Genomic DNA, 24,762 nt, shown 5'->3' with positions numbered 1-24,762 from the left:
CGGAATCCTGAATGCTGAATTGAAGGGGCTATCATCATTAATTCATCATTCATAACTCATCATTCATCATTCCACGACTATCCCGTTTCCGGACCGAGGAGTTCGCCGTTACAGTCGACGCAACACCAATCGCCATCGATAAACGACATCGGTTCGCCGCAAATCCCGCAATCCGGAGGCGGCCCTTTGTCGATCATGGGAAAAATCGGAAGCTCAATATCCTCTTCGCTGGGTTCCATCATAAAGTCCTTCACGTTGTCTGAGGTTTGATCTTGAGTTGTAATGCCTTTTCTGCGCTCTGCCGGCTCGGAACGCCGACGAATGTCAGCCGGCCGTCGATAATCGTCGCAGGCACGGCGCGTACGGAATGCCGATTGGCCAGGTCTTGGCCGTCGGTGGTCGTAATGTCCACTTCTCGATAGCTAAAGCTATACTTTACCCTTAGTTCCTTCCACAGGCTCTTGGCGGATGGACAGGCGCCGCAGGAAGGCGAATACAGCAACGTGATGTTCGGCATGACAGAACTCCGATAGAAGATAAGCGATTCAGAATCTTAACATCGCGAGAAAGAACCATGCAAGCAAGCACGCCTTCCAATTGACGCTGACAAGTGAATCGCCGATCGATATACTCGAATCTCGTGACAAGATTGCACCGCAGAAAGGCCATGCGCCGGTCCCCCATGAGGAGAATCACATGAGCTTGCATCCCCGCGCCGGTCAACCGGCACTTCCGGAACAATTGGTCGACGTCGCTCGACTCCTTCGCGAGTACAGCGAACGAACGCCCGATATCAAAGATCTCCATCAACTCGTGAGCTTCGGCACCAGCGGCCATCGCGGCTCCGCGTTGCGCGGCACGTTCAATGAAGCTCATATCCTGGCCATCACCCAGGCTATCTGCGACTATCGCCACGCCAACGGCATCAGCGGCCCGCTGTATCTGGGAAAGGACACCCATGCCCTGTCCGAACCGGCTTTCCGTTCCGCGCTCGAGGTCTTAGCCGCCAATGAGGTCCAGGTGCGAATCGACCGAGACGGCGGTTACACGCCCACGCCGGTGATTTCTCACGCGATCCTCAGCTATAACCGAAACCGAGCTACCGGATCGGCGGATGGAATCGTCATCACACCGTCCCATAATCCGCCGGAAGACGGCGGGTTCAAATACAACCCGCCTCATGGCGGACCGGCCGACACGCAAGTCACCAAGGCGATCGAAGCACGGGCGAACGAACTCCTCACCGCCCGCCTCGCCGGCGTCGCCCGCCGGACCTATGAACAAGCTGTGAAAGCTCCGACTACGCGCCGCTATGATTACATTGGAGCCTATATCAATGACCTGGCCAATGTCGTGGATCTGGAGCGGATCAAGCAAGCCAAGTTGCGGATAGGCTGTGATCCGCTCGGAGGCTCCGCGGTGGCCTATTGGCATCCACTCGCCGACCGATACGGTTTGGACATTCAGATCGTGAATCCCTCCGTTGATTCAACCTTTCGATTCATGACGCTGGATTGGGACGGAAAGATACGCATGGATTGCTCGTCACCTTACGCCATGGCGTCGCTGATCGCGCTGAAAGACCGCTTCGACTTAGCCTTCGGCAATGACACCGATACGGACCGGCACGGCATCGTAACGCGCGGCGGCGGATTGATGAATCCCAATCACTATCTGGCAGCCGCGATCGACTATCTCTTCACCCACCGTCCGGACTGGCGGGCCGATGCGGCAGTCGGCAAGACGATCGTCAGCAGCAGCATCATCGATCGGGTCGCCGGCAAGATCGGCCGTCGTGTCGTTGAAGTACCGGTCGGCTTCAAATGGTTCGTGCCCGGCTTGCTCGACGGGTCACTTGGATTCGGCGGAGAAGAGAGCGCGGGGGCGGCGTTTCTCCGGCGCGATGGATCTGTCTGGGTCACCGACAAGGACGGGATCATCATGGATCTCTTAGCCGCCGAGATCATGGCGGTCACGGGTAAAGATCCGTCGGAACTCTATCATGCATTGACCGTCGGCCTCGGCGACCCGGTCTACGAACGAATCGATGCGCCGGCCAGCAGGTCGCAAAAAGCCTTGCTCCAAAAATTATCGCCGCAACAAATCCAGAGCAAGGAACTGGCCGGCGAGCCGATTACGGCCATGTTGACCGACGCGCCGGGCAACAAGGCGGCGATCGGAGGCCTGAAAGTCGTGACAGCCAACGGCTGGTTCGCAGCCCGGCCAAGCGGAACCGAAGAGATTTATAAATTGTACGCCGAAAGCTTTAAGGGCCGCGACCACCTGAGACGTATTCAGGAGGACGCGCAAGCCATCATCCAATCGGTCTTCCAGGCAGCTGTCTGACGACGGTCTCAAAACCGCCATGACACCGTGATAAGGGGTGAGGAGTTGCGGTACTTGGCGTCGGGTATACTTGGTACATGGTGACGCGGACACTGACCGGAGTATCTTTGATCCTGATTGCCCTATCGGCCGGGTGCGCCGGAACCTCTACGGAACGGCCGCAGACGATTAACATCCCCGCGCGCGATTGCTGCCGCTCCGGCCAGCCGGCGGCGCGACAGGGCGCGATTGTCCATACGGCGGCCGGTTTGGTAGGAGCCAAGACCATAGTAAGTCAGGGGCGGCGTATCTCATACGATTGTGCCGGTGTCACCCGTGCGATTTACCTGGTTCACGGCATTGATCTCTATGACGGCGTCGATGCGGGACGGAATGTCAACGGCGTGAGGTTGATCTACGAGCACGTTCGTGACCAAGGCCGGATCCATGCAGGGCCGGTGGTCCATCCGGGCGATCTGGTGTTTTTTGACAATACCTGGGATTACAATGGAGATGGAGAAGCGAACGATCCGCTGACGCACGTCGGTATTGTGGAACGTGTCGAGTTTGATGGAACTATTGTCTTCATCAGCCGCGTCTCCGAAGCGATCGAACGGTATCGAATGAACTTGGCCCGCCCACACATCCATCAGACCGGGGATGGCCGCATTTTGAATGATTACATGCGGCGCAAACGGTCATCCGACGGGGACGGAACTCGCTATCTAACCGGTGAATTATTTGCCGCTTTTGGGACGAGAGTTTCTTCCTAACGATTATGACCGAAACACTGCATTGTCCTATCTGTCGCCGTCCGGTGAAATGGGAAGGGAATCTCTTCCGCCCCTTCTGTTCCGAGCGCTGCCGGACCATTGATTTGGGCTCATGGGCGGCGGGTTGGTATCGCATCCCCGGCAACCCGCTTACCATTGAAGCGGATCCGTCCGACAAATCCGAATAGAACCTGTTTCCACGTTATCTGAGGCAATCCACCGGCGCATAGGCCTGTTCGGGAAACAGGCGGGCAGGTAGGCGCCACCAGTTCAGGATCACGGTATTATAAAGGCTTCGAAAATCTGTCGTGTGGCGCAGATCGCCTCCTTGTAAACCCGTGAGCGACGGATAGACGCCATAAAGACCGCCCTTGACTCGCCCGCCTAGAAAGAAATGAGAGGCGGCGGTGCCGTGATCGGTGCCATGGCTGCCGTTCTCAGCGACCCGCCGGCCGAATTCCGAATAGGTCATGACACGGACCCGGTCCCACAGGCTCTGTTTGAGCAATACGGCTCTGAAAGCCGCCATGGCCTGCGCCAATTCTTCCAACGTTCACGCTCGGCGGCTGGTCCTGGCGGACAGGGTGTCTTGACAAGACAAGCTGCGCCGATTCGGTCCGTCACGTTTCGGCAAAATGCCTTGATTCCACTGATTGTCCGACAAAGCAGATGCCGGAAAATCCGGGCGGCCTGCACTTTGCAGCTTCCTGCGCGGTGAAGTGGTGCGCACGCATCAAGATACAGCCCCACACATGGGAATTCGTAACCATAATCACAGCACGGAAAGGAGGATAGATCGTGGCCAAGTCCCAGTCAGTCACACGCCGAAAGGCCGGCACGAGTAACCATCCGTTGGATGTGGAAGCCCGCCGGCAGTTGAAAGTTCCGTCCCGGGGCCAAACTAAAGAAGAGCATGGTCCCGCTCATTCCACCGGGACGAGGCGGGGACATCGGTTGTCGCGAAAGCCCGGTGAACGACAAGCTCTCCAGCCCGATCGACGCTATGCCAGCAAAAGCGCAAAAGGCGGAAAAAGCAGCGGCTCACGAGCAGGACTGCTCTCTGCCGGAAGCAAAGGCGGACAATCGAGAGGCCGGTCAAACAGGTCACGCGCCAACCGGTAATCAACGTCGCGGTGGTGTCGAAAGCCGCCGCGTGCGCCTCTCACCACTCATTCTCGTGCATGGCCTCGTGATCGCAAGCCGGTTCACGCTGCCGGCGGCGCGGCATCTTGCACCTGTGGGAGCGGTTTCTGCGGGACGCCCCGAGAGACGTGGGACACGCGGGTGCGGAATGTTAGCCGTGGAGATCCCGGACCTGCACGATCAACCGTTGCAATTTATCCAAGGCATAGCGGCGTTGGGAAGGAGACAGGGTTTGGTCGATCTTTGGCACCAGATCCTTGATGCCGTCGCGCCACTCCTGCACAGCATGGAGATACCATGGCGGAGCGGTCCGCTCTTGATGCACCAATGCGGCACGCAAGGTTTGAGCGGCGCTTTCCGGCGTGCGGGGCCGCTCGAGGAGCGTCAGAAGCTCCTGTTGCCGCTGCTGGCGGTATTGAAAGAACATCGGCTGAGTGTCCGGGAGCCTCTGGCTCCATTCGACGATTTTGGCCCGCTGGTCTTTGGTGAGAAATCCGGTCCAGTCTTTCACCACTTCGAGCGTATTATCCGACTGCTTCTTTGAGCGATCCCGCACCGAGCTGGACGCCAATTTGGCGGCTGTCTCGTTATCCTTCCGCATGGCTCGCGCGAGAGTATTCTTCTGAGCCGGGCCGACCGACGCCAGGAACACTCCTCCGTCATCGACAAAACGCTCGAATAGATCATCTCGCAGCCGATCAAACGACGCATAGAACCATTCGACATCCTCGCCTGTAATCCCGCGTTCCACACGCTGGCGGACCTGCACGAGAAACGACTCGTACTGCGGCAATGCCTCGCGGCGATGCTTCAAGAGAATGGCCTGAATGCGACCTGTCATGTCCTTGCGCTGGTCCGCGGTCAAATCAAAATACTGATCGAGCTTGTGCAACATCAACCAGTCGGCATGGCGATAGACGAACGAAACCGCGCAGCCGTTGAGCAGCAGGCAGAGCGCAAGACTGATGATGATCCAGACCGGTCCTGATTGTATTTTCGGATGCCTGGCCGATGGTTGGGGAGTTGAAATACGCGGCATGGATTATTTTACACGAGGAGTTCGATGCGCGACCAGCCCTCTCACCAGCTCTCAGGCCACTCTCGGGTACGAGCCGGAAAGGCGCGGCTTATCGACGCGGCGCACCGGGTGGAACGGTTGACTTCTCATTCGGCTGGACTTCCTCCGACTTGCGCCGTCCCGTTTCCGGATCAATCACCATGTTAGGATCGACGACCGGAGGAGGAACCGCCGCCTTGGGATCCGGGACCGTCTCGGGAAGCTTTTGAATACCAGGATCAATGGCGCTCGGAGGCGGGGCCGGCTGCGTAGTTGGAGGAGACGGCTCGCCTGGCCGAGATTCGGATCGAGTATCCGATGGCGGAACCACATCGGCGGCTCCAGCCACTCCGGTTAACAACACCATCCAGACAACGATTCCAAACAGCTTTATCATCAGCGGCATCTCTCTCCTCGGGTAAGGATGATCCGGAAACAACCGCTACGCCATGTTCCAGTAACACGGTACCTCGCCGTTGGTTAAAAGAGCTACTAGGTCTCCCCCTAGACGATTCAGGAGGCCGTTCAATCGAACGAACCCACGCCTCCGAACGCCAGAAACCACGGTGGCACTTTCAATTAGGACGGCATAGGCCGGGGATGGGGCGTAATAGTGAACATCCAAGAGACATTGGGACGCGCAATCTGTCCCCTGATAAAGACAAGATGCTCTTTGTTCAAGAAGTATTAAAGACGCATGGCTAGTAACTCCACGGATCATCATTGATCGTCTGAAAGGGCCTGGAGCTTGCACCGGAACCCACCGCTCAGACTTCCCAACCCAACCTTCCTAGCCATTTGAGGTGACAGTATGAAGCGGGAACGATATGCCGGATGGGTGATTCTCGTCGGACTGATTGCAGTCGGCTGCTGGGCGAACGCGCAACAATCCCAAATCGCGCGGGCGGAAAAGCAGTCCTCTTCCGAGAAACTGATCGAGAAGGACAAAGCCGAGGCTGAAAAGGCCGAAACGAAGCGACAGCAACTGGAAAAGTCCAATCCGGCGCTCGCCGATACGAAAAAGAAGGGCGTGGACGGGCTCGTGGACTTCTATTATGACAACTTTATGGCGCCTCCCGCGCAGGATGCTCACAAGGCGAGCCACGAAGTGATGGAAAAAGACGTCGCCGATAAGCCGAAGGTGATGGCGAAACAGAATAATCTCTTGAAGGATCGGTACGAATTGGATTGCAAGGCGCAATCCGGCCTCGTCATGACGAAAGGCAAGCCGCAGCCGGTCGGCCCCATGGTCAAATAGAAGGACGGGATGACGTGGGACAGGCTTTCGCAGCTTTCAGCCGACGAGATATTGAGCAAGAAAGCGTTCCCGAGCGGGTTCATGCGGCTCCCTCACGTCAAACATGAGATCGGCGGCATGGTGTTTCCGCAGGTCCAGATTGACGAATTCCCCAGGCTGGAACGGTTCGACGTGGAGTTCGATCTCCCCGATTGCATTCTTCCGGAATTTCCTCCTCCGATTTTTTTGACGACTCATCCGGAATTGGGCGATGTCTCGCAAGGCGAAGCGCTGAGCGTCGACAATTTCGACCGGCTGTTCCGAGGCCTCGTGACTCCGGTGCAGCTCGACGGATTGCGCATGTTGGTCACGCAATTTCCACAAGAGGAATTCAATCTGGGTCCGGACCGCAAATCTCATAAGCCCAGCCTGGGTGTCGCCTGCCTCGATTGCCATGTGAATTTTCACACGACCGGCCAGTTTCATTTGAATCCCGACACGAGGCCGCAGCTCGATCGTCTCCGCCTCGATACCGTCAGTTTGCGCGGCATGTTCAATCAGCAGATTCACGGGTCCAAACGGAGTTTGCGTTCGGTAGAGGACTTCACCGAATTTGAACAGCGAACGGCCTATTTCAACGGCGATCCGATCCGCGCCATCAAAAAAGGCATGAATGTCATCGACCGCATGCTCGTGCCGCATATGGCGCAAATCCAGAACATGATCGATTTCCCGCCCGCGCCGAAACTTAATCCGATGACGGGCCGACTCGACCGCGCCAAGGCGTCACAGCAAGAGATTGCCGGCGAGGATTTGTTCTTCGGCAAGGCCCAATGCGCCGCGTGCCACAAACCTCCGGTGTATACCGACCACATGATGCACGATTTGAAACTGGAGCGATTCGGCGCGGAGGCAGACGGGCCCATTAAAACGTTCGTGCTGCGAGGCATCAAGGACTCCCCACCCTACTTTCATGACGGACGACTGCCCACGTTGGAAGATACAGTGGAATTCTTCAATGTGGTCGGTCAGTTGAAATTGAACAAGGAGGAAAAGGCCGCACTCGTGGCCTTCCTGCGGGCGCTTTAAGGATGGAGTTCTGACTTCTGAGTTGTGACGGCTGAGTTTTGGACTTGGCAGGCGCACGCGGCGGAGAACCGGAGATTCTCCGCCGCCGTGTGATTCAGCGACTTTTCTTGCGAGCCGACCGCTTTCGACCCGACGTACGCGACCGTGGCGTTCCTTTTTTCAGAAGCTGCTCTCTCTTCTTCATGACTTGTTTTTCCAGCTCGTCCCAGTCGAGGTCGCTTTCTTCCGCCTTGGGCAGAATTTCTCCCTCTTCTTCTTCGATATGGTGTTTGACCAATTCACTCAGCACGCTGAACTTCGCCTGAAACCGCTCATCGCTGGGCTTGATCTTCTTGAGCTCCGAGATGAGGACATGGACCAAGTGGTGTTCCTCGACCGCCTCGTTCATCTTTTCATCTTCGTCGATCTCCTCGCGGATCGCCGGATAGATCAGCCGTTCTTCCAGTTCCGCATGCACCTCCAGTTCGTGCATTGCCGTCTTAGCGATCTCCGCCTGTTCACGGCCTTCGGATTGTTCAAATTCTTCGAACAGGCCTTTCACCTTTTCGTGATCTTCTTTCAGCATCTCGATCACCGCCGGCGCGACACCTGAGCTTGGCATTGGGACCCTCCTTAGAATAAATGAAGGCAACTCTCTCGGCTGAGGATATCCCAGCCCGCAGCCGCCATAAGCTGGGACAAGCCCTAGTTTCCTGCGGTTTCGCGCCATGGCACAACAGTAAAAGTCGCCGCTCTGCCGGCTCACCGGCAACCAGCGACTGACCGGTTGGTTCAATGGCATCCGTCTTGCTGCTTGTCATCAGAGACGACATTTTCAATGATGAGCCGGTCGACGCGTAGGTACCGGACGACCAGGGACGGCATATCGCACATGAGATTCACGAAAGAGAAGGAATGAAGTTATGGCACAGAAGAGTTGGTCATCGCTGATCCGTCCATCGGCTCTATGGAGCATGCTCAAGCAGACCTTCACCGATTGGAGTAACGATAAAGTGCCGAGGCTCGGCGCGGCCTTGGCTTACTACACCGTATTTTCCATCGTGCCGCTGCTGGTGATCATCATCGCCATCATCGGCCTGGTCTTCGGGCAGGAGGCGGCGCAGGGGTATATCATCGAACAGATTGCCGGGTTGGTCGGAGAGCAGGCCGCCAATGCGCTCAAGGACATGCTAGAGCGGGCGAACCAGCCTTCCACCGGCATCGTGGCTGCGGTCGTCGCCATTGGCACGCTGCTGTTCGGTGCCTCCGGCTTATTCGGCCAGTTGCAAGATGCGCTCAACAGCATCTGGGGGGTCGAGCCCAAGCCGGATCGCGGCATCTGGGGCCTGGTTCAGGATCGTTTTCTCTCTTTCATGGCAGTGCTCGGCACGGCTTTTCTATTGCTCGTCTCTCTCGTATTGAGCGCGGGGTTGTCCGCATTCGGCAAATGGTTCGGCGGCTGGCTTCCCGCCCCCGAGTTTGTTCTGCAGGCTCTCAATTTCGTCATCTCTTTCGGTGTCATTACCCTGCTGTTCGCGATGATGTTCAAACTGTTGCCCGATGCCCGGATTGCATGGAACGACGTCTGGGTCGGCGCCGCGATTACCGCGTTGCTCTTCACTATCGGGAAGTTACTCATCGGCTTGTATCTTGGAAAAAGCGACGTCGGGTCCGCCTATGGAGCAGCCGGGTCCCTCGTGATCCTATTGGTGTGGGTCTATTATTCGGCACAGATCCTGTTATTCGGCGCTGAATTCACCCAGGTGTACGCCAACACCAGCGGCGCACGCATCGTGCCGACCGAGCAGGCGGTCGCCACCGACCCGAAGAAAGCCCGTGGAACGTCCACACAGGGAGGCGACGACAAGCGACAGGAGTCGCAAGGCACAACCGTAGCGGCGGCCCCGGCCGGCGGCATGCCGGTTCGTTCGGCCGGTGCGTATCCCGATCGCATGAAGGCGACGTTTACAATGGACTCAGGTCCATCTCGACTGGTCGATAAAACGGATCGTTGGGCGGCAGCTTTGTTGCTTGGCTTCTCGATGTTTCAAATGCTGCGCGGACGACGGGGAGACCGGGCACAGGAACCCGGGGCACGATCATGATCCGGAACTAATTCTTGAGCAGGCGGACTTCGGTTGGAACGCCGGACTCGCGAGCCGAGCCGGCACTGTTAATGTCGGCCGATCGAAATCCGGGCAGGCTCTGTGCCAAACCGGCCAGGAAAAACCACGTGTCATGCTGCTTCACCATCTCCTGAGACCGAATCAGTGCCGAACAAGCCTCGTCGATCAGGTTGTGGGCATGACGAGCCTGCGTTTGATTCACCGACGGTCTATGGCGCAATGCCAGCAACGCTGACGCGCAGCGGTTCATGATCTGGAGTTCGTCCGGTTCGAGCAGGTCGGCTTGCACCCAGAGGTATTGCAACGGCTCGTAGATTTCCTTCTGCAGCGGGTCCAATGCCCGGCCTCTAGGAACGATGGCTTCCTTAATGACGTGAAGCTGGGCGATCAATTGAGCCCGCAAAACCGACGCTTTCTTTTGTTGCACCAGGCGTTGATTGTGCAGAACGGCACAGGCTATCCATAGCGCGGTTCCCGCGGCAAAACAGGTCGCAACAGCCAGCACGATGATCGCAAAGGCGCTCATGACGACTCCTGATGAATAGAGTAATGAAGCATGCCATTATTCCGTTGGATCGCCCATACCTACCATAATCGCGCCCCTGTGGCGAGCAGTTTGAGAGTATGGTGCTATATGGCCCTCGTATGAAAATCTCGCCGTTCGGCCCTTCGAGACGACAAGTCCGTCCGTTCGATGACCCACACTGGTTGTTTGAACTGAAACACGACGGCATTCGGGCACTGGTGGTGTTTCAAGACGGTCGAGCCAGGTTTCTTTCGCGCCAGGGCGCGTGGCTCGGCGGCTATGCGCCGCTTGCGGCGGCCATTACACGACATTTGTCGGCATATGAAGCCATCCTCGACGGCACGATCGCCGCACCGGACAAGAGTGGGCGTACGGCCCTCTCCCGCCTGTTGCAGAAACCGGAAGAAGCCCGCTTCTACGCCTTCGATCTGATATGGCTCAACGGGCAAGACACCCGAGCGACCCCCTTGCTGAGCCGAAAAGAACGACTCAAAGAGCTGCTTCCGCCACATTCCAAAAAACTGGTATACGTCGAACATATCCTGGAACACGGCACGATGCTGCACCGAATGGCGTGCCACTATGATTTTCAGGGCATCATCGCCAAACGCGCGGATATTGCCTACGACACGATGAGCATGCGAGCCGGGTGGATTGAGATCAACAATCCCCGGTATGGTGAGACTATCGGCCCGGCGGGATCGAAGAGAGGCCCTTTCAGGAGACGGACATCCAACCGCTAAGTCTCGCGTCACTTCCATGCTGAAGCGCGTGTTGGCCGAACGTCCTTGCTTGGATAACCCGGGGAGAAGATCGCCGCTGCGTCGAACTTGCTCAAAGTTTCGAGTTCCGTTAAGGTAGGCTCTTACGTATGGACCGCCACAATAAAATCCTCATCGCGGTCGATGAGACCGACGCCTCGCTCACGGCCGTGCGCTACGTCGCCCGCATGATGGGCGGGCGCAAGGACCTGCATGTGCGGATGTTCCATGTTTTGCCCTCTACTCCGCCCGAGCTGTTAGAGTATGGCGGCGCGGAAGATCCGAGGAAAGAAAGACAACTCAGCGCGGAATTACAGACGGCCCAAGCCGACTGGATCGCCGAGGCCAAGAGATCGGCGCAAGCCTCTTTGGAAGCGACGCTCGTGTTGCTGATCGATCACGGACTTCTGTCGGAAAATCTCAGCACCGAACTCTCCTCTTCAATTCATAAACCGGATGTGGCGCGTGAGGTATTGGAAGCGGCTCAAAAATGGGACTGCGGCACGATCGTCACGGGCCGGCACAGCCTGCCCTGGACGCAAGAACTCTTTCACCGCCACGTCAGCGAAGAACTGATCCGCCGCGCCAAAGGCTTCGCAATCTGGGTGGTGGAGTAAACGATCCACAAGGCCCCCGCTACGACCTCTTGTGCGATCTCGCCGGGGATTAAGGCATAGCGGCGCGGTTAAGTGCGTCCTCTCGCCTAGGAATCATTGTAATCACTTGTGGACACCGGCGGCATGCGGCTCCGCCTTCCTCGGCATACCACCTGCAATCATTTCTAACTTGGCAGGCCGGCAGCACATCGACAACCTCGGGCAACTGCTCAACAACCCGGCTGACAAGCGAGCACCGCGCTCCGTTGAAATGGGAGCATCGGCTCTGTTCGCATTTTGCAGCGAACCTGAAGACCTGGGTTGGCTCAAGCTTTCCCAATTGCGTCGTGACACTCGGATCAATCTCAACCCCAGGCGCGAGATACGCAATTTGCGGTGCCTCGGGAGTTCCGCTTACCATCCCGATTACTCGGGCTCCCTCCATATCGGGTTGGGCGCTGGGACATAGGAGGTCTTTCGGCGAGGGCGACATCGCGCTACCGGCTGATGAGTTTTGGAGCTCGGTTTCTCTCAATGAAACCGACTAAGATGTCTCCCCGAATTTTTGTCGCCACCGGGTCTACGGCGAGACCTGGAACTTTGACGCCTCGAGTTACATCTTCCGCGAATTTGTAAGCGAGATTCATATCCGTGACGTCTCTCAGGCGGCGTCCAATAATCTCCCAGCGATCAAGGAGCGTTTCCTTTTCCACCGCAAGATCATGCCGTGCGGCTGCGACCTTTACCGCGGACTCAACTGATTTGGCGATTAATGATACAGACACCATTGCTGCTTTTCTCGGTGGCATAATTCCTCCTCTAGTCTCAAGTCCGAAATGTGCGCAACGCTGTACCACGTCCATCGCGTGTGGTCAACCATAATGTATGTTGTGCGATTACACGCTACGCCCATCTACCACCGTCCCAATTGAAGCGCTGCGACAAAAATGGCCACGGCTTTCGGAAAGTCGCGATGTGACCGTGTCGCCACCCGGTCAATGGCACTTCTTGCGCTCATCCGCTTTCATGGTTATCTTGGTATGGACTAATCCGCCCATCCCTTGAGGACTACTGTACCAATGGAGAGAGCGTCCTCCAACAAAACCTTGCTGACCAGATAGTAATCTCCCGGCGGAATTGTTCAAATTCGAAGCGGCTGTCCCCATCGGCGATAACTTCCCCTGATACGCCCATGAGCGTTCACGGGGTGGATCTAAGCGTGTATTTTTGACAATACCTCGCTGATACCATTTCTCGTATAGCCCGTCACCGGTGCAAGGATCACGGAAAACCGGCTTCTCGCTTCACCTCACCACGCTTCGTAACTAGCATCGCCTAGCATCATAGCGGCGCCGGGTTTTCCGTACGGCTCGTATTCGTTCGGTCGGAATTGTTCCAACCGGGGCAATGACTTAGCCGTACAACCGGTGAACGTAATACCAATAATGATTAGTATGCCCAGACGCATGTCGACGCTCCTATTTAGAGGCATGTCGCAGCCATCTTCAGGCGCATTAGTTTCCTATTGTAAAGACTCAATCCCCTGAAGATATTTTGACTATCAGAGGATCAATCACGATTATGACCCGGCCTTGACTGAAGGAGGTCCTAGTTTTGGTATCCTGAGCGGCATCCCATTTATATTTTTCCCCCAAATGGTTCCGGGCAAGGCGAAGGATGTCTGCGCCAGTGTTTGCCATGATGCTCCTCCTTATGCCTAAAGAATGAAACTATCAACAATCACGACATAGCGGTTGCTCAGCTTAGAATGGAGTAAGCCCTGACGTGGGAGAGCTGATGCGATACCGAGTCATTTTCCGATACAGGGTCATGCGAGACCACTGGAGCGATTTTGCTGCTTCCGTCTTATTCCAATTTGTCGCGGTAAGCGCGCGCAACACCATGGTTCGCTCCGTCGCATGTGGCTGCATACATCGTCCCAAGAGTCGTGTGACGGGCGCGGGCAACTCAACCATTCCGTCCGCTTCGCGAGGCAGATTGACAAAGAGGGCTTCCAGCACGTTTCTCAGCTCACGGACATTCCCGGGCCAGTGATAGGACAACAACAGATCCATCGCATAGGGATAAAGGCCGCTGACGTGTTTATGGAACGTCGGATTGAACCGCTGTATATAGTGGTCCACCAGCCCCGGCACATCTTCCATACGATCTCGCAACGGTGGGATCTCGATGCGAATCACGTTGAGCCGATAATAGAGGTCGCTGCGAAACCGATGTTCCTGCATCGCTGTTCCCAAGTCCTGATTCGTCGCAGCAAGGACACGAATATCAAGGTCATGACTGCGGGTACTGCCGAGACGATAGATCCTTCTGCTCTCAATCGCACGTAGGAGTTTGGCCTGCACTGTGGGACTCGTGTCTCCGATCTCATCAAAGAAGGCCGTGCCGCCATTCGCCGCAGCTAGTTTGCCCTCCTGCGCGGCGTGCGCGCCGGTAAAAGCACCCCGCTCGTACCCAAATAGCTCGCTTTCCACCAACGGTTCCGGAACTGCGGTGCTGTTGAGGCAAACAAAAGGCTTGTGTCGGCGCCCACTGTGCTCATGGATCAGTTGAGCGACAAGCTCCTTCCCCGTTCCTGTTTCGCCGGTGATTAACACATTACTGTCAGAGCCAGCCACCTGATGAATATAGTCTCGCAAATCACACATCGCGGTACTGTCGCCAATTAGACGGCATGCACTGGATACATGTTCGTCGACCGGCCTGGGGCTGCGTTTACATCCTTCGAGCCCAATGACCCGTGTGACCTCGTCTGAGAGCTGCGCAGCACTCCACGGAGTCTTCAAAAGCCGTGTCACCCCCGAATGGAAACATTCGATCGCAAAGTCCTCGCAGCTCTCTTCGGCGAGCAAAATAATCGGTACTCGAGCCGCCATTCTCCGTACCTCGCGTATCGCCCGAAGAGTTGCTTTTCGATCTTCTTCGTGACAGACCATCACCACATCAGGATCTCCCTTACAGAGAACGTCACGGGACACGGGCATAGTGATATGGTCAATTGATGCATCCGGGGTAAGCGCGTCGCATCCGAAGACGTCGGGGGAAGCCTTTCCGATTGAGGAGCTACGTATACAGAGGATGTGTGTGCGTGATACTGAGCCACTCTGAAATACGGATGAGCCAGACAAGTCCCACCTCATACCCATAACAATGGAGGACCGTTTGATTCCGAAGAATGTTGTTGCCTAATTACCGGGTAACTAACGGGGAGATTTGGGTGGCGGCTTACTTTTCCGCGTACAACAATAGCCCTGCCCAGTAGCAAAGACGTTGGGTCGCCGGAACGGACCCTGTACTAGTAAAATGACTGGAATCGTGACAGTCATAGCTTGAGCGGTCGCGCTGAAAGAGCAAGCAATCATGATGCCGGTGCGTAATCCGAAGGCGCGCTCTCTTTACGACCGTCAAAACTATCAAAAGGTCCAACATTTGACTGTCCGCATCGGGATTGCGAATGGGTACCTGAATACTATCCGGACAGAAACGCTGTATCTAATTAAATACTATACGTGTATCATTCTAGATACAGCAGACCTCCATGATACGTACACAACGATCGTGACGCGAGATAACTGATCTAGTGCCACATGGCCCTATTTGCGAAGTGGGTGACTTTCGAAAGCCTTGGCAATGTAGAACATCGCCAAACAATTGCAATTAGCTGTGGCGGCCTCGGTAGAGCTATCGCATGTCGGAGGCGTTAACGTTCCTGCGGGGATCAATATACGCCTCAGTATTCAACTAGTCGTCATCCAATGGGACCGCATCGACTCCCCACTGCTTCAGAACGTAGGAACCCCCGTGTACCGTTCCTACTCCCGTCGCCAACGTCCGTTTTCGGGCTCGGACGTCTTCCTTAAACTTGGGATTGGAATGGTCGGCCACCGCATCCGCGATGACGGTGCGAAACGTCAGTTCGTCCGCGTCGGGGTTGTCGTCCCTGAAGTCGCGGATGACCTGCGCTGCCTTCGGCTTAATCCCGCCATTCTGCACCTGAATGTCAAAACAGAGCCCGGCGCCCAGCTCTTCCTCGAGTTCCAGGCGCGACAGGAGCTTCATCGCCGGCACAAAATAGTCCTCCTCGGCCCGTTGCAACTGCATCGCCTGCACGACCGGGCTCTCTCCGAAGGCCATGAAGGCCGAGCGCCACGGCTCGATCACCCCGGTACTTGCTCGGCGGCACGCTGATCGATGCTGCCCAGGCTTTTTGTCGGCGCGGCGAGGCCTGCATCATCGCGATCAGTTCATCGGTTCGATTGCCGAAGGCTTGGCGGACGACTTCGGGATTCTGATTCCAGACGGTAAGCACCACGCGGCCCAGCTTCCGCTCGAGAGCGTAAAGCCGATGATGCCCCCATGTCAGCCACCCCCCCATCCCAGGCACCGGCGATGGCCCCGAACCCATGCCACTCGAAGGCGGCGGTCACTTGCAGGCAGCGCTGAAACACCGAGGGCGGGTCCCGGCGCATGACCTGTGTCGATGTCGCGCCATCCAGGGCCCCGGTGATGGAAAGCCGACGGGAGCATGATGGTGAGGATAGACTTGCTCCATCCAGCCGCGACTTATGGAGGCATATTGAATCTTTGGCGCATGCCAGTACTGCAATTGGGTGTAAAAGCCTCACCGATATTTGAAGTAGCTTTAGAGAAGCTGGGAACTAACTAGCAGTTTCTACGATTCCCCATGTGAAATCGGGATTGGCCTCCCCTCCGATATCCACTAGTATTGCTCTAAGCTCCGGAGGAATGTCACTGAACTCCAAATGGAGTCGGGAAGCGGTAGGGAGCGTCTTAAGCTCTTTTATGATAAGGCGCCGAAGCTCAGAGATGGCGGTCGATTGTTGTTTTAGAGTCAGCTTGTTCCATTCGATCGGGATGGTCTTGAGTCGTCTTCCGTCGTCGAGGACGAAAGTAGTTTTCCACAGAGTGTCAATCAATAACTTTAATTCCTTGTCGCCCATCTCTTCTCCTCGCCGTCTGTCCTGCGCCCATTTATTCCTTAGGGTTCATAGTCTTCCGGAGACATAAGCAGTTCAGTCCTGCGCATAAATGCAAAGTCAACACACGAAGTGCTGACCGTACCAGCGCGTGTCGCTCCTTTGTCGTCCGGGTTGGATGAGTACTTCGGGCCACGCCGCGCTACCAAGTGGGCTCGAGATAGTGTCATTAGCTTTAGACATCACCCTGCTCCGTGCGATCGATGCATCGTCACTTCACTGGCTTTGCTACAATGACTACCGAAATCATGTTTTCGTATTCATATATGCTTATCAACCCTTCATACGTCAGGTTTCTTTCCTCTAGAGAGTGCAGAAGAGTATTTTCTACGAACTCGATATCTATAGGATCAGTTTTTGTTATACCCATTTCTAAGACAACGGGTTTGCCAGTCCTGACGTACTTCTGGAGCTGATTACTTAGCCCCTTGATCTTTGACTTGTAGTGAGATCGCGTCCAATATTTATATTCAACGACTTCTAATGGGTCAACAAGTTCAAGATCAATCGCTCCACGATCGCGTTCAAACCCGACCTCCACTCCTATCAGCCTGCCGGTGTTATGCAACTGTTCAGCACGCGTCAACTGAGCCGCAATCCCATGTGAGAACGCGTGATGAACATCTTTTTCCTCTAGAGAGGCCAGCAATTTTCTTAACTGCGCGATGCCCTTTTTTACTTTGGCATTTGCGCCCTTAAAGCCACCCCTCCGTCGCCATTTCGGATTAACAACAATGTCATAGTCCCAGGTCGCGCCGCCGTCAACAACTGTAGTCGACTTCACCTCAGTCTGCTCACTCTTCACTTGTTTTGCGACTGCCAGGGCATCGTCTCGGCTTATTTTCCCTTCCGTCTCATGAGCCGCTTCAGCCTTGTCGATAGATGCAAGAATCCTCATAACCTTCCCATCTTTCTCCAGGTCGCCGGACTCCGGCATTTCCTCTTTCTGGCCCTTCTTGCTGCCGAAAAGCCCGCCGATGAACTTCCCCGCCGCCTTCACAAGCTTCACCGCCTGGTGGATCACCCAATCGAGTGCCTTGTTGACCGGCGCCTGGGCCTTTTCGATCGTCTTCCTGATCGTTCCGCTGATGTCGCCGAGGCCCAGGAGGCTGGCGAGGAAGCCGATGGCGACCGGGATTGCTTTCGCGAGCGCATCTTCGACCCACTTCGCCGCGACGCCGATGGAACCTTTGGCGATTGCCGCGATGGAATCAATAATCGCGTTCACAAGCGCCAAGATTTGTGATCCGCGGTTGATAAAGAACATGACGATGTCATAGATCGCCTTGCAGGCCTTGAAGAACGCAGAGGCCGGGTTGAGAAGCCCAATGATCCAGGTGACTCCGGCGATGATGACCTTCTCCTTGATGAAGTCGAAGATCGCGTCCAGGACCATTGACTTGAGATCAGCCACTTTCTCCTTGATGAAACGCCACAGACCGGGAATGCCCTCAGTGATGATCACCTTGAAGACTTCCGCAGCCTGCTCGAGCGCGGCGACGATCGGTTCGCCGACGATCTTGACGGCGCGCGCTCGGAAGTTCGCATAGGTAAGGCCCAGCACCTGAAGGACGATGCTCACAATGCCTTTCAGATCGAACGTGTCGGGCAGTTGCAGTCCGGCGCCGGCGAGCGCCCCGAAGAGCCAATCCATCAGGCCTTTCTTGAGATGCGTGCCGATCCGCGACATGAAATTCTGCAAACCCAACATGACGCCGGACACCAGATTGCCGAGGAAACCGATCGGATCGGAGATGATCTCTCCGATGACGGCTGCCGCCTTTCCGAGCACGCTGAGCAACATGTCTTTGAAGGCCAAGATCTTTTTGATGATGCCGACGGTCGCGTCATACACACGTTGCCACAGCGACTTGTTTTCCTCCCGAAGCTTTTCCTCCATCGCCGACATGCGCTCGTAGGATGCTTTATATTGCTCGGTCAGTTTGTCGATCAGGCTATCGCGCCGCTGGTCGATCTCCGTACCCATTGCATCGAAATCAGCCGAGACTGCCTCAAGCGCCTCCTGGCCGAAACGCTTGACACTGTCGTCGAGTCCCTTGACGAAGTCCTCGACTTCCTTGCGACCGTCGGCGACACGTTGCTTGGCCGCCTGGAGCTTGGCGTCTACCAGGTTTGCCACCTGGTCGATCGCAACATCGACCTGCCGCAGGTATTCAGCCCGCGCTTTGACAAGCGAGGTTTCGATCAATTCTTCCCAGTCGCTGCCCCAGGTCGTGAGCCACGTTCCAATACCGCCCTTGGCCTCTTCGAACGTGTCTTCGTACGCCTTCTCGGCGCGCTGAAGACCCGCCTCAAAAATGTTTCCCGCCTCAGTTTCCATTGTGGTCAGGATAGCTCCGACATCCGACCGGGTTTTGTCCTTGATGCCGTTGATCGTGTCGGTGATACGCTGGCGCTCCAGTGCGTTCTTGGCCGTGGTGCCGACCTGCTGTCCGACGATTTGGCCGATATGCTCCGCGCGGATTTCATGCATGCCGGCAAGATTGTTGGACAACTCTGTCTCCGCCGCATTGTGCGCCTGGTTCTGGACTTTCGATTCGGATTGCCGGTAACGCGCTTCTACGGTCGCTTCATGCTTTTCCGCCGTCGAGCGGGCTTCAAGCGTCTGGCCAAAGGCAGGCTCATTGCCTTTTTCGAGCTGCTCCTTGGTCACGCCGCTTTCTGCCATGGCCTGATCGCTGGGGGCGCGATCGGACGAGTAGTCGAGCCGCTGTGCCGGCAGGGGCGCGGGAACGACGGGCGCCGCTGACACGGGCTCCGGGGGTGCGCCGACCTGCTCGGGCTGTAGATCGGTTTCTGGCGGCGCAGGTTGAGTGGACGCCGGTATTTCAGTGCCGGCGGCGTCTTTAAGCGGTCCCGCCGCTGCATCGCGTTCCGTCGCCAACTGACCACGCAACGTACTGCTCGCCTGGATAGCGCCCGTCTTCATGACGTTCTCCGCCTCGGACTCGGTTTTCGGCTCCGGCGTGGCGTTCTTGATCGCCTCTTTGAGTTTTGTCTTGAACTCCTCACGCTTGACCGCTTCTGTCTTGACTGCATCCAGATTCGCGACTGTCTGCGCAGCAGCAGCGCGGGCTTGCTCGGTACCCGGATTGATCGCCGCTGCCTGGGCCGAGGCGACGGTGACGCCCGGTGCCGAATGTTTCCGTGCAGTGGCCGCGCGACCACGGACGGCGGCGATCGCGGGGCCGATCGCCTTTCGCGGTGACGGGGCAGCCGCCTTCGCTTCCTTCGTGGTCTCCGAAGAGGGCTGCGTTGTCATGGTCTCGGCGTCCGGAGGTGCCGCAGGAGACGCTGCCATGGCAGGCGCGGCGGCTTCTTTGCCCATGCGAGCCGGCATCTGTTCTTCACTGGGAGCAGCCGCCTCCTCTGCCGGCTGAGCCAATGCCGACCCTGGGGTAGGAGTCGGCATGGAGGCACGATCCAGGGCAGTAGCAGGGCCCATAGGCTCCGATTCGGCCGCAGTCGTTGTCGCTGTGAGCTTGGCCGCAATAGCGGCGGGCTCCATTGCTGTCGGGGTAGGAGTCGCCTTTGGTTCGAGAGGAGCGGTTGGTTTAATCGGTTTTCTCGGAGAAGGGGTTGACTCCCTTCTCATGGCAATGACGCGGGCGTTGCCCATGCGTTGCTGCAGCCCAGCTGACATGCGGGCACGCTGCATCGGCGTGGCATGCTCGCTCGGCTCTTTCAGCGGCGGCCGCATGGGCCGAGGCGGACGCGCAGGTGCGTGTGGATGAACTCGGACAGCCGTCGTTTTGGCGGCTCCCGACCGCTGAGGTGCCTGCGTCCGTGCTTTTGACCGTGCTGGCATTACTTCCTGGCAGCTAATCGTGCTGGCTGTGGGTCGAGAATATCCTCCACGACCCACTGATAGAACGTGTCACCAAACTCCGCGCTGGTAATGGGACGGCCTAGCTTTTGATATTCGCGGGCAATGCCGGCAACAAGGTGGCGCAGCGTGAGCATGCGATCTTCGGTCGCGCAGGAACGGAATAAGGCATCAAGTATGGCGTTCCGGATATGGCCGCCCGAGAGGTCAAACAGTGCGGCGAGCTTCCCGAGCTGCTGATCGTCAACATCACGACGTATAGAAGCCGGCATCAGCTTCTTCCAAATCCCGGCGCGTAGCTGCGCATTCGGCTGCGGAAATTCAACATAGGCATGGATGCGACGAATGAAGGCGTTATCGATATTCTGCCGCAAATTGGTCGCGAGGATGACCACGCCGGAAAATTCTTCGATACGCTGCAACAGATAATTGACTTCCAGGTTCAGGAGCCGGTCCTGTGCCTGCTTAATATCGCCCCGAGTGCCGAATAGGCTTTCTCCCTCATCGAAGAACAGCCACCCGTTCGAGGCTTCCGCCTCGGCAAAAATCCGACTAAGATTCTTTTCTGTCTCGCCGACCCACTTGCTAACGACGGCGGACAGATCCACCTTGTACAAGTCCACGCCGTGACCGTTCGCAAGCGCCTCAGCGGCCATAGTCTTGCCCGTGCCGGACGATCCGGCGAATAACGCCAACAACCCCTTCGCTAGACGCATGGTTTGGTCCAATCCTGTCCCATGCAGCAGTTCGCGGTGATAACGAATCCGGTTGCGCAGATCGAGGAGCTGTCGCTTGTTCGGTTCCGGCAATACGACATCATCGACCGTAAGGGTACGGGTTGGCTCGATCCGCTGTGCAAACGCGACGAGTCTCTTGCCGGCTTGGCGGCGGCACGCCTCAAAGAGATGGCCTGCGCCGATGTGCGCCGCTATTGGCTTGTCTCGGCGCGCCACATGCCATGCGCCGGCGACGGCATCCTCGATCTGCGCCTCGGTTGTTTGGAAGGCGTTGGCCAGATCGGCGGCCAGCCGGACTCGTTCCTCTTCCGTGAGCGATAGATCGACCGGATCTGGCAACTTGGCGAGCCAGATTTCTTTTCTCGTATCGTAGTCCGGCGGCGGCAGGTCGACTTGCCAGAACTGCGCGTCACTGACGACACCCCGAGGGAAGGCGGAGGAATCGGCTTCCGCGATCGTCAGGCCGGTGAAGCGGCAGGCCACCTGTGCCAGATACTCCCATCGCACCCGGTCTTGCTCCGCAGCCAGGATGGTCTCGCAGCCGTAGAAGAACAGCGAGGCGCCGCAGAGGCGCGCGTCGCGGTAGGCCAGGTCCACGAGCAATTCCCACGGAGCACTGCCGCGCAGGCCTCCCCGCACGTCGAATTCGAGGAGCGGAATATCGAGGGCCCTGCACGTGGCACGAGCGGCTTTTGCGGCCAGACGCGAATCCGGCCCAAGGAGCAGCAAACGTACGCCTTCATTCTTCTCCTCAAGGGACATGCGCAAGGCCGCAGGCAGGCGCTGGAAAAAAGCGAGCGTCTCCGGACGAGCATGAAGACGCGGAACGGCACCAGCGTGGCCCCTTCTCACAATATCCGTCAGACGGGGGTCCACGCCGGCTGAGCCGAGGAGATAAGAGGCGATACGATCATCGATGCGGACCGAGCGGAGCGGCAAGCTCTCTTGGCCGGATGCATCGGTGCTCATCACGATCAGTCGGTTCGCGAGGAGACGACCTGTTGGCGAAAACAGGTCGCGGCCCACGCCTCCTCCAAGCACGGATACGGGAAGCATTTGCGTGATGAGCTCAACCTGCAGCGATTGGCGCGAGGCATCGTTCTGCAGATATCCAAACAGACGGCGGTAGCGGTCATCGAGCTCCGCCAGAAGACAGAGCAGGAGAATGTCTCTTTCGGCAGTGGAAAGCTCGAACAACTGACTAAGCTGGAGAAGACGCAGATCGCGTATCGAATCCGCGTCGAGAGAGAGTTCGTCGATTTCCTCACGCAGTCGGGCCGCCGCATCCCACCACGGCTTCACTTCTTCCCACACCGCCGCTGACAGCACGCTCGGCGCTTCGATGGGCGACTTCAGATAGCATTCGACTTCGGCGTGAGACACGACCACCATGCCCCAGTCATTTTCCGGAGCGGCGCAGGCCGCGGAATGCTGCCAGCGGATAACCTGCGCGCGGACGAATAATTCGATACGTGCGAGCTCATCGTGCAGATAATCAATGTTGGAACGATACGGCCCACGCAATGTGACCGTGGGTATTGGGGCACGCACCATGACGAGGCCTACGAGGTGATGTGGAACCTGACCGTACGATTGCCCAGCCAGGACACAGCGGGCGACTCGCTGAGATACCCGGCCATTCGCAAAATGCCGTCGAGAGGCCCGGAGGTAAGATGGACCTGGAGGAAGCGCGGACCTACCTCGATCCACCCTGGGCGCCGGATGAAGTTGGATAAGAGATAGGAGGCGCTGGACTGGCCGAATCCGGGAAGCCAACGAGCCCATGCCCGCAGTGTCCGCGCTGCGGTGCGGTCGAGCATGGCGTCGAGCTCCACCGAACAGGGAAGCGAGACGCCTTCATCCAACGATGGACCATCATAAAGGTCAATGAGCCGCTGAGCGCTCAGCAGGTCGCACAGACCGGCATCGAAACGGTCCCGGTCAAGGGACTCTAAGTGCCGCAATGATTCGAGTGCTGCCTCGGACTCACACCCCGTCCAGAGGCCGGCGCCGGGATCGAGGATTCCGTTTTCCCAGGCGGCCCGGCCCCCGATCTTGATAGCAAGACCAACAAGGAGCGGCTGAACCATGTCAAATCCACACTCTTTCAACACCGCACCGAGCCGAATGTCCTGGAGGGCTCGAGTGAGCAAGAACAATCCTGCACATTGGGATTGGACGATGGTACCCTGCCCAACCGGAACGTCACCCGATTGTGTGATCAGTTCCTCAACCACAGCGATCGCGGGATCGCCGAGACGAGCAACCCGTTCCAGATGGTGCGCCATGGCTGCGCGGGTTCTGGGCAGTGCTGCGGCTAGTATGGGACCGATGGCCGCTTGGCGGAGAAGCCCCACAGCGTCAGCCGGGCACGGATGCGTGCGAAGGACCATCCAGGTCTCCACGATACTCTCGAGCATTGCCGTCGCCGCTGAGAGGGACGCCGGATCGAGTTGTTCGGACAGGGCGGTTATCAAACGAAGGAGGTTGGCCTCCGACGTCGCAGCGCCTCCATCGAGCCGGCATTGTCCCTCAAGGATGAGGCGTCGAACCTTCTCAAGTAACGCCTTCTGCGCAGGAGTGATTCCGATGGGACGCAGGACAAACGACGCTTCTGCTCGTGAGGGCGGAGGTTTCAGGATGCTGGCCGCGAGACTCGCGAGATGCTTGGTATCGAGCCAATCAAGCCTTGAGTTGAGGGCGCGTTCAAGATCAGACTTCGCTTCGTTCTCCAGCCACCTGGAGCATGAGACCAAGCTCTGCCTCGCCAGAAAACGGATCACATCGGCAACGGCCTCCGCCAGAGAACTCGAGCTAGTCCACTGCGGCGAAGTCGGCTTCGTGTGAAGGTAGGCAGCGAGCGTCGCGGCCTCGGACGGACGTGGGCCGGACCAGAGAGCCAACGCATCCATCATCCAATAGGCGCTCTCCACGAAAATGCGGAACGTGTCCGGTGATTCATCGATTGCATCGGCATTTGCCAGCTTGCCCCACAACATCCGCTGTCCATGAATGCCAAGCAGGGCAAGGACCGCTTCGATGGCACTTAAGCCCCTGAGGCGCCGCAAGATGTCCCATATGCATTCCCGGTTATCCTGAAGTACGGCAAGAATGACGTCAGACTCCGACAATCGACGGTAGCTCTGAAAGGTTCCATAGTACCAGTGGCCCCATGCACGGCCTTTTACGAAGTCCGCCAAGAAGCTGGCCACGAACTCCGCCTGGTTGGCGAAGCAGACGAGATTGTCATGGTCCTCTCCCGCGGCAATACAGCGAACGACTGAAGCGCACAGGCGTTTGCTCCATTGCTCAGCAAGTCGGGAGTGAACTGTCAGGTGTGGCGCGAGTATGCCGATCCGCACAAAAACTTTGCGGACAATATAGACAGCCGGGTCGTCGTCGAACGTCTCGCGCAGCGCCCGATCCCACGGGTCGGCGAGGCGCTCCCGCACGAGCCGATCCAATGTCGGCAGAGCAGCCGTGGCCGATGGCGAGCACTTGGGTACGCGGTAATGGATGTGAACGTGGCCCACCCGCGTTTCCATACA

23 protein-coding genes are annotated in these 24,762 nt (G+C 57.3%); 9 read left to right on the top strand and 14 right to left on the bottom strand.

Annotated features, from left to right (window positions below; all coding sequences use genetic code 11):
- Window positions 1-77: 77 nt before the first annotated feature.
- Both ACWGXE_RS08430 and ACWGXE_RS08425 read right to left on the bottom strand, forming a co-directional pair.
- Window positions 78-242, bottom strand: a complete 165-nt coding sequence (locus ACWGXE_RS08430; protein WP_447602867.1) for a hypothetical protein — start codon at window positions 240-242, stop codon at window positions 78-80.
- A gap of 8 nt (window positions 243-250) precedes the next feature.
- The gene (locus ACWGXE_RS08425) at window positions 251-517 is read right to left on the bottom strand and encodes a glutaredoxin family protein (protein WP_447602865.1); all 267 of its coding nucleotides are present in this window, start codon (window positions 515-517) and stop codon (window positions 251-253) included.
- A gap of 179 nt (window positions 518-696) precedes the next feature.
- Here ACWGXE_RS08425 and pgm point away from each other — a divergent pair, with 179 nt between their 5' ends.
- The 3 genes from pgm (at window position 697) to ACWGXE_RS08410 (ending at window position 3,286) form a co-directional block, all read left to right on the top strand.
- Window positions 697-2,346: a phosphoglucomutase (alpha-D-glucose-1,6-bisphosphate-dependent) gene (pgm, locus tag ACWGXE_RS08420; RefSeq protein WP_447602864.1), complete on the top strand. Its 1,650-nt coding sequence runs from the start codon at window positions 697-699 to the stop codon at window positions 2,344-2,346.
- A 107-nt stretch (window positions 2,347-2,453) separates the two neighbouring features.
- On the top strand, window positions 2,454-3,098 hold the full coding sequence (locus ACWGXE_RS08415; protein ID WP_447602862.1) for a hypothetical protein: 645 nt from the start codon (window positions 2,454-2,456) through the stop codon (window positions 3,096-3,098).
- 5 nt (window positions 3,099-3,103) lie between these two features.
- Entirely contained in the window at window positions 3,104-3,286 is a 183-nt protein-coding gene (locus tag ACWGXE_RS08410) for a DNA gyrase inhibitor YacG (protein WP_447602860.1), read from the top strand.
- Window positions 3,287-3,300: 14 nt separating this feature from the next.
- Here ACWGXE_RS08410 and ACWGXE_RS08405 read toward each other — a convergent pair whose 3' ends face one another.
- Window positions 3,301-3,627: a DUF1501 domain-containing protein gene (locus ACWGXE_RS08405; RefSeq protein ID WP_447602858.1), complete on the bottom strand. Its 327-nt coding sequence runs from the start codon at window positions 3,625-3,627 to the stop codon at window positions 3,301-3,303.
- A gap of 269 nt (window positions 3,628-3,896) precedes the next feature.
- On the opposite strand from ACWGXE_RS08405, the gene ACWGXE_RS08400 reads away from it, so the two are divergent.
- A complete protein-coding gene (locus tag ACWGXE_RS08400; protein WP_447602856.1) occupies window positions 3,897-4,220 on the top strand; it encodes a hypothetical protein in 324 nt (107 codons plus the stop codon).
- Between the two features lie 172 nt (window positions 4,221-4,392).
- Here the strand turns inward: ACWGXE_RS08400 and ACWGXE_RS08395 are convergent, their stop codons facing one another.
- Both ACWGXE_RS08395 and ACWGXE_RS08390 read right to left on the bottom strand, forming a co-directional pair.
- Window positions 4,393-5,280, bottom strand: coding sequence for a DUF6279 family lipoprotein (locus tag ACWGXE_RS08395; protein ID WP_447602855.1), 888 nt, complete (start codon window positions 5,278-5,280; stop codon window positions 4,393-4,395).
- An 88-nt stretch (window positions 5,281-5,368) separates the two neighbouring features.
- A complete protein-coding gene (locus tag ACWGXE_RS08390) occupies window positions 5,369-5,704 on the bottom strand; it encodes a hypothetical protein (RefSeq protein WP_447602853.1) in 336 nt (111 codons plus the stop codon).
- 405 nt (window positions 5,705-6,109) lie between these two features.
- On the opposite strand from ACWGXE_RS08390, the gene ACWGXE_RS08385 reads away from it, so the two are divergent.
- The gene (locus ACWGXE_RS08385; protein ID WP_447602852.1) at window positions 6,110-6,556 is read left to right on the top strand and encodes a hypothetical protein; all 447 of its coding nucleotides are present in this window, start codon (window positions 6,110-6,112) and stop codon (window positions 6,554-6,556) included.
- Window positions 6,557-6,565: 9 nt separating this feature from the next.
- Window positions 6,566-7,624 (top strand): cytochrome B6, encoded by a 1,059-nt coding sequence (locus ACWGXE_RS08380; protein ID WP_447602850.1) that lies wholly within the window; start codon window positions 6,566-6,568, stop codon window positions 7,622-7,624.
- 94 nt (window positions 7,625-7,718) lie between these two features.
- On the opposite strand, the gene ACWGXE_RS08375 is transcribed toward ACWGXE_RS08380, so the two are convergent.
- Entirely contained in the window at window positions 7,719-8,225 is a 507-nt protein-coding gene (locus ACWGXE_RS08375; protein ID WP_447602849.1) for a hemerythrin domain-containing protein, read from the bottom strand.
- A 301-nt stretch (window positions 8,226-8,526) separates the two neighbouring features.
- Between ACWGXE_RS08375 and ACWGXE_RS08370 the strand changes: the two genes are divergently transcribed.
- On the top strand, window positions 8,527-9,708 hold the full coding sequence (locus ACWGXE_RS08370) for a YihY/virulence factor BrkB family protein (RefSeq protein WP_447602847.1): 1,182 nt from the start codon (window positions 8,527-8,529) through the stop codon (window positions 9,706-9,708).
- 7 nt (window positions 9,709-9,715) lie between these two features.
- On the opposite strand, the gene ACWGXE_RS08365 is transcribed toward ACWGXE_RS08370, so the two are convergent.
- Window positions 9,716-10,255, bottom strand: coding sequence for a hypothetical protein (locus ACWGXE_RS08365; protein ID WP_447602845.1), 540 nt, complete (start codon window positions 10,253-10,255; stop codon window positions 9,716-9,718).
- Between the two features lie 119 nt (window positions 10,256-10,374).
- Here ACWGXE_RS08365 and ACWGXE_RS08360 point away from each other — a divergent pair, with 119 nt between their 5' ends.
- A complete protein-coding gene (locus ACWGXE_RS08360) occupies window positions 10,375-10,998 on the top strand; it encodes an ATP-dependent DNA ligase (RefSeq protein ID WP_447602843.1) in 624 nt (207 codons plus the stop codon).
- A gap of 128 nt (window positions 10,999-11,126) precedes the next feature.
- Complete coding sequence (locus tag ACWGXE_RS08355) at window positions 11,127-11,633, top strand: universal stress protein (protein WP_447602841.1); 507 nt, start codon at window positions 11,127-11,129, stop codon at window positions 11,631-11,633.
- A 476-nt stretch (window positions 11,634-12,109) separates the two neighbouring features.
- On the opposite strand, the gene ACWGXE_RS08350 is transcribed toward ACWGXE_RS08355, so the two are convergent.
- The 7 genes from ACWGXE_RS08350 to ACWGXE_RS08320 form a co-directional block, all read right to left on the bottom strand.
- Complete coding sequence (locus tag ACWGXE_RS08350) at window positions 12,110-12,421, bottom strand: hypothetical protein (RefSeq protein ID WP_447602840.1); 312 nt, start codon at window positions 12,419-12,421, stop codon at window positions 12,110-12,112.
- 954 nt (window positions 12,422-13,375) lie between these two features.
- Window positions 13,376-14,281, bottom strand: coding sequence for a sigma-54 interaction domain-containing protein (locus ACWGXE_RS08345; RefSeq protein WP_447602838.1), 906 nt, complete (start codon window positions 14,279-14,281; stop codon window positions 13,376-13,378).
- Window positions 14,282-15,374: 1,093 nt separating this feature from the next.
- Window positions 15,375-15,794: a hypothetical protein gene (locus ACWGXE_RS08340; RefSeq protein WP_447602837.1), complete on the bottom strand. Its 420-nt coding sequence runs from the start codon at window positions 15,792-15,794 to the stop codon at window positions 15,375-15,377.
- Window positions 15,795-16,291: 497 nt separating this feature from the next.
- Window positions 16,292-16,594 (bottom strand): hypothetical protein, encoded by a 303-nt coding sequence (locus tag ACWGXE_RS08335; RefSeq protein WP_447602835.1) that lies wholly within the window; start codon window positions 16,592-16,594, stop codon window positions 16,292-16,294.
- A gap of 247 nt (window positions 16,595-16,841) precedes the next feature.
- Complete coding sequence (locus ACWGXE_RS08330; RefSeq protein ID WP_447602833.1) at window positions 16,842-19,979, bottom strand: hypothetical protein; 3,138 nt, start codon at window positions 19,977-19,979, stop codon at window positions 16,842-16,844.
- 479 nt (window positions 19,980-20,458) lie between these two features.
- Complete coding sequence (locus ACWGXE_RS08325; protein ID WP_447602832.1) at window positions 20,459-22,768, bottom strand: ATP-binding protein; 2,310 nt, start codon at window positions 22,766-22,768, stop codon at window positions 20,459-20,461.
- Window positions 22,769-22,776: 8 nt separating this feature from the next.
- Window positions 22,777-24,759: a hypothetical protein gene (locus ACWGXE_RS08320; protein WP_447602830.1), complete on the bottom strand. Its 1,983-nt coding sequence runs from the start codon at window positions 24,757-24,759 to the stop codon at window positions 22,777-22,779.
- Window positions 24,760-24,762 lie beyond the last annotated feature (3 nt).

Source organism: Nitrospira sp. Nam80, from assembly GCF_965152575.1.
This window is presented reverse-complemented; position numbering and strand designations above follow the sequence as displayed.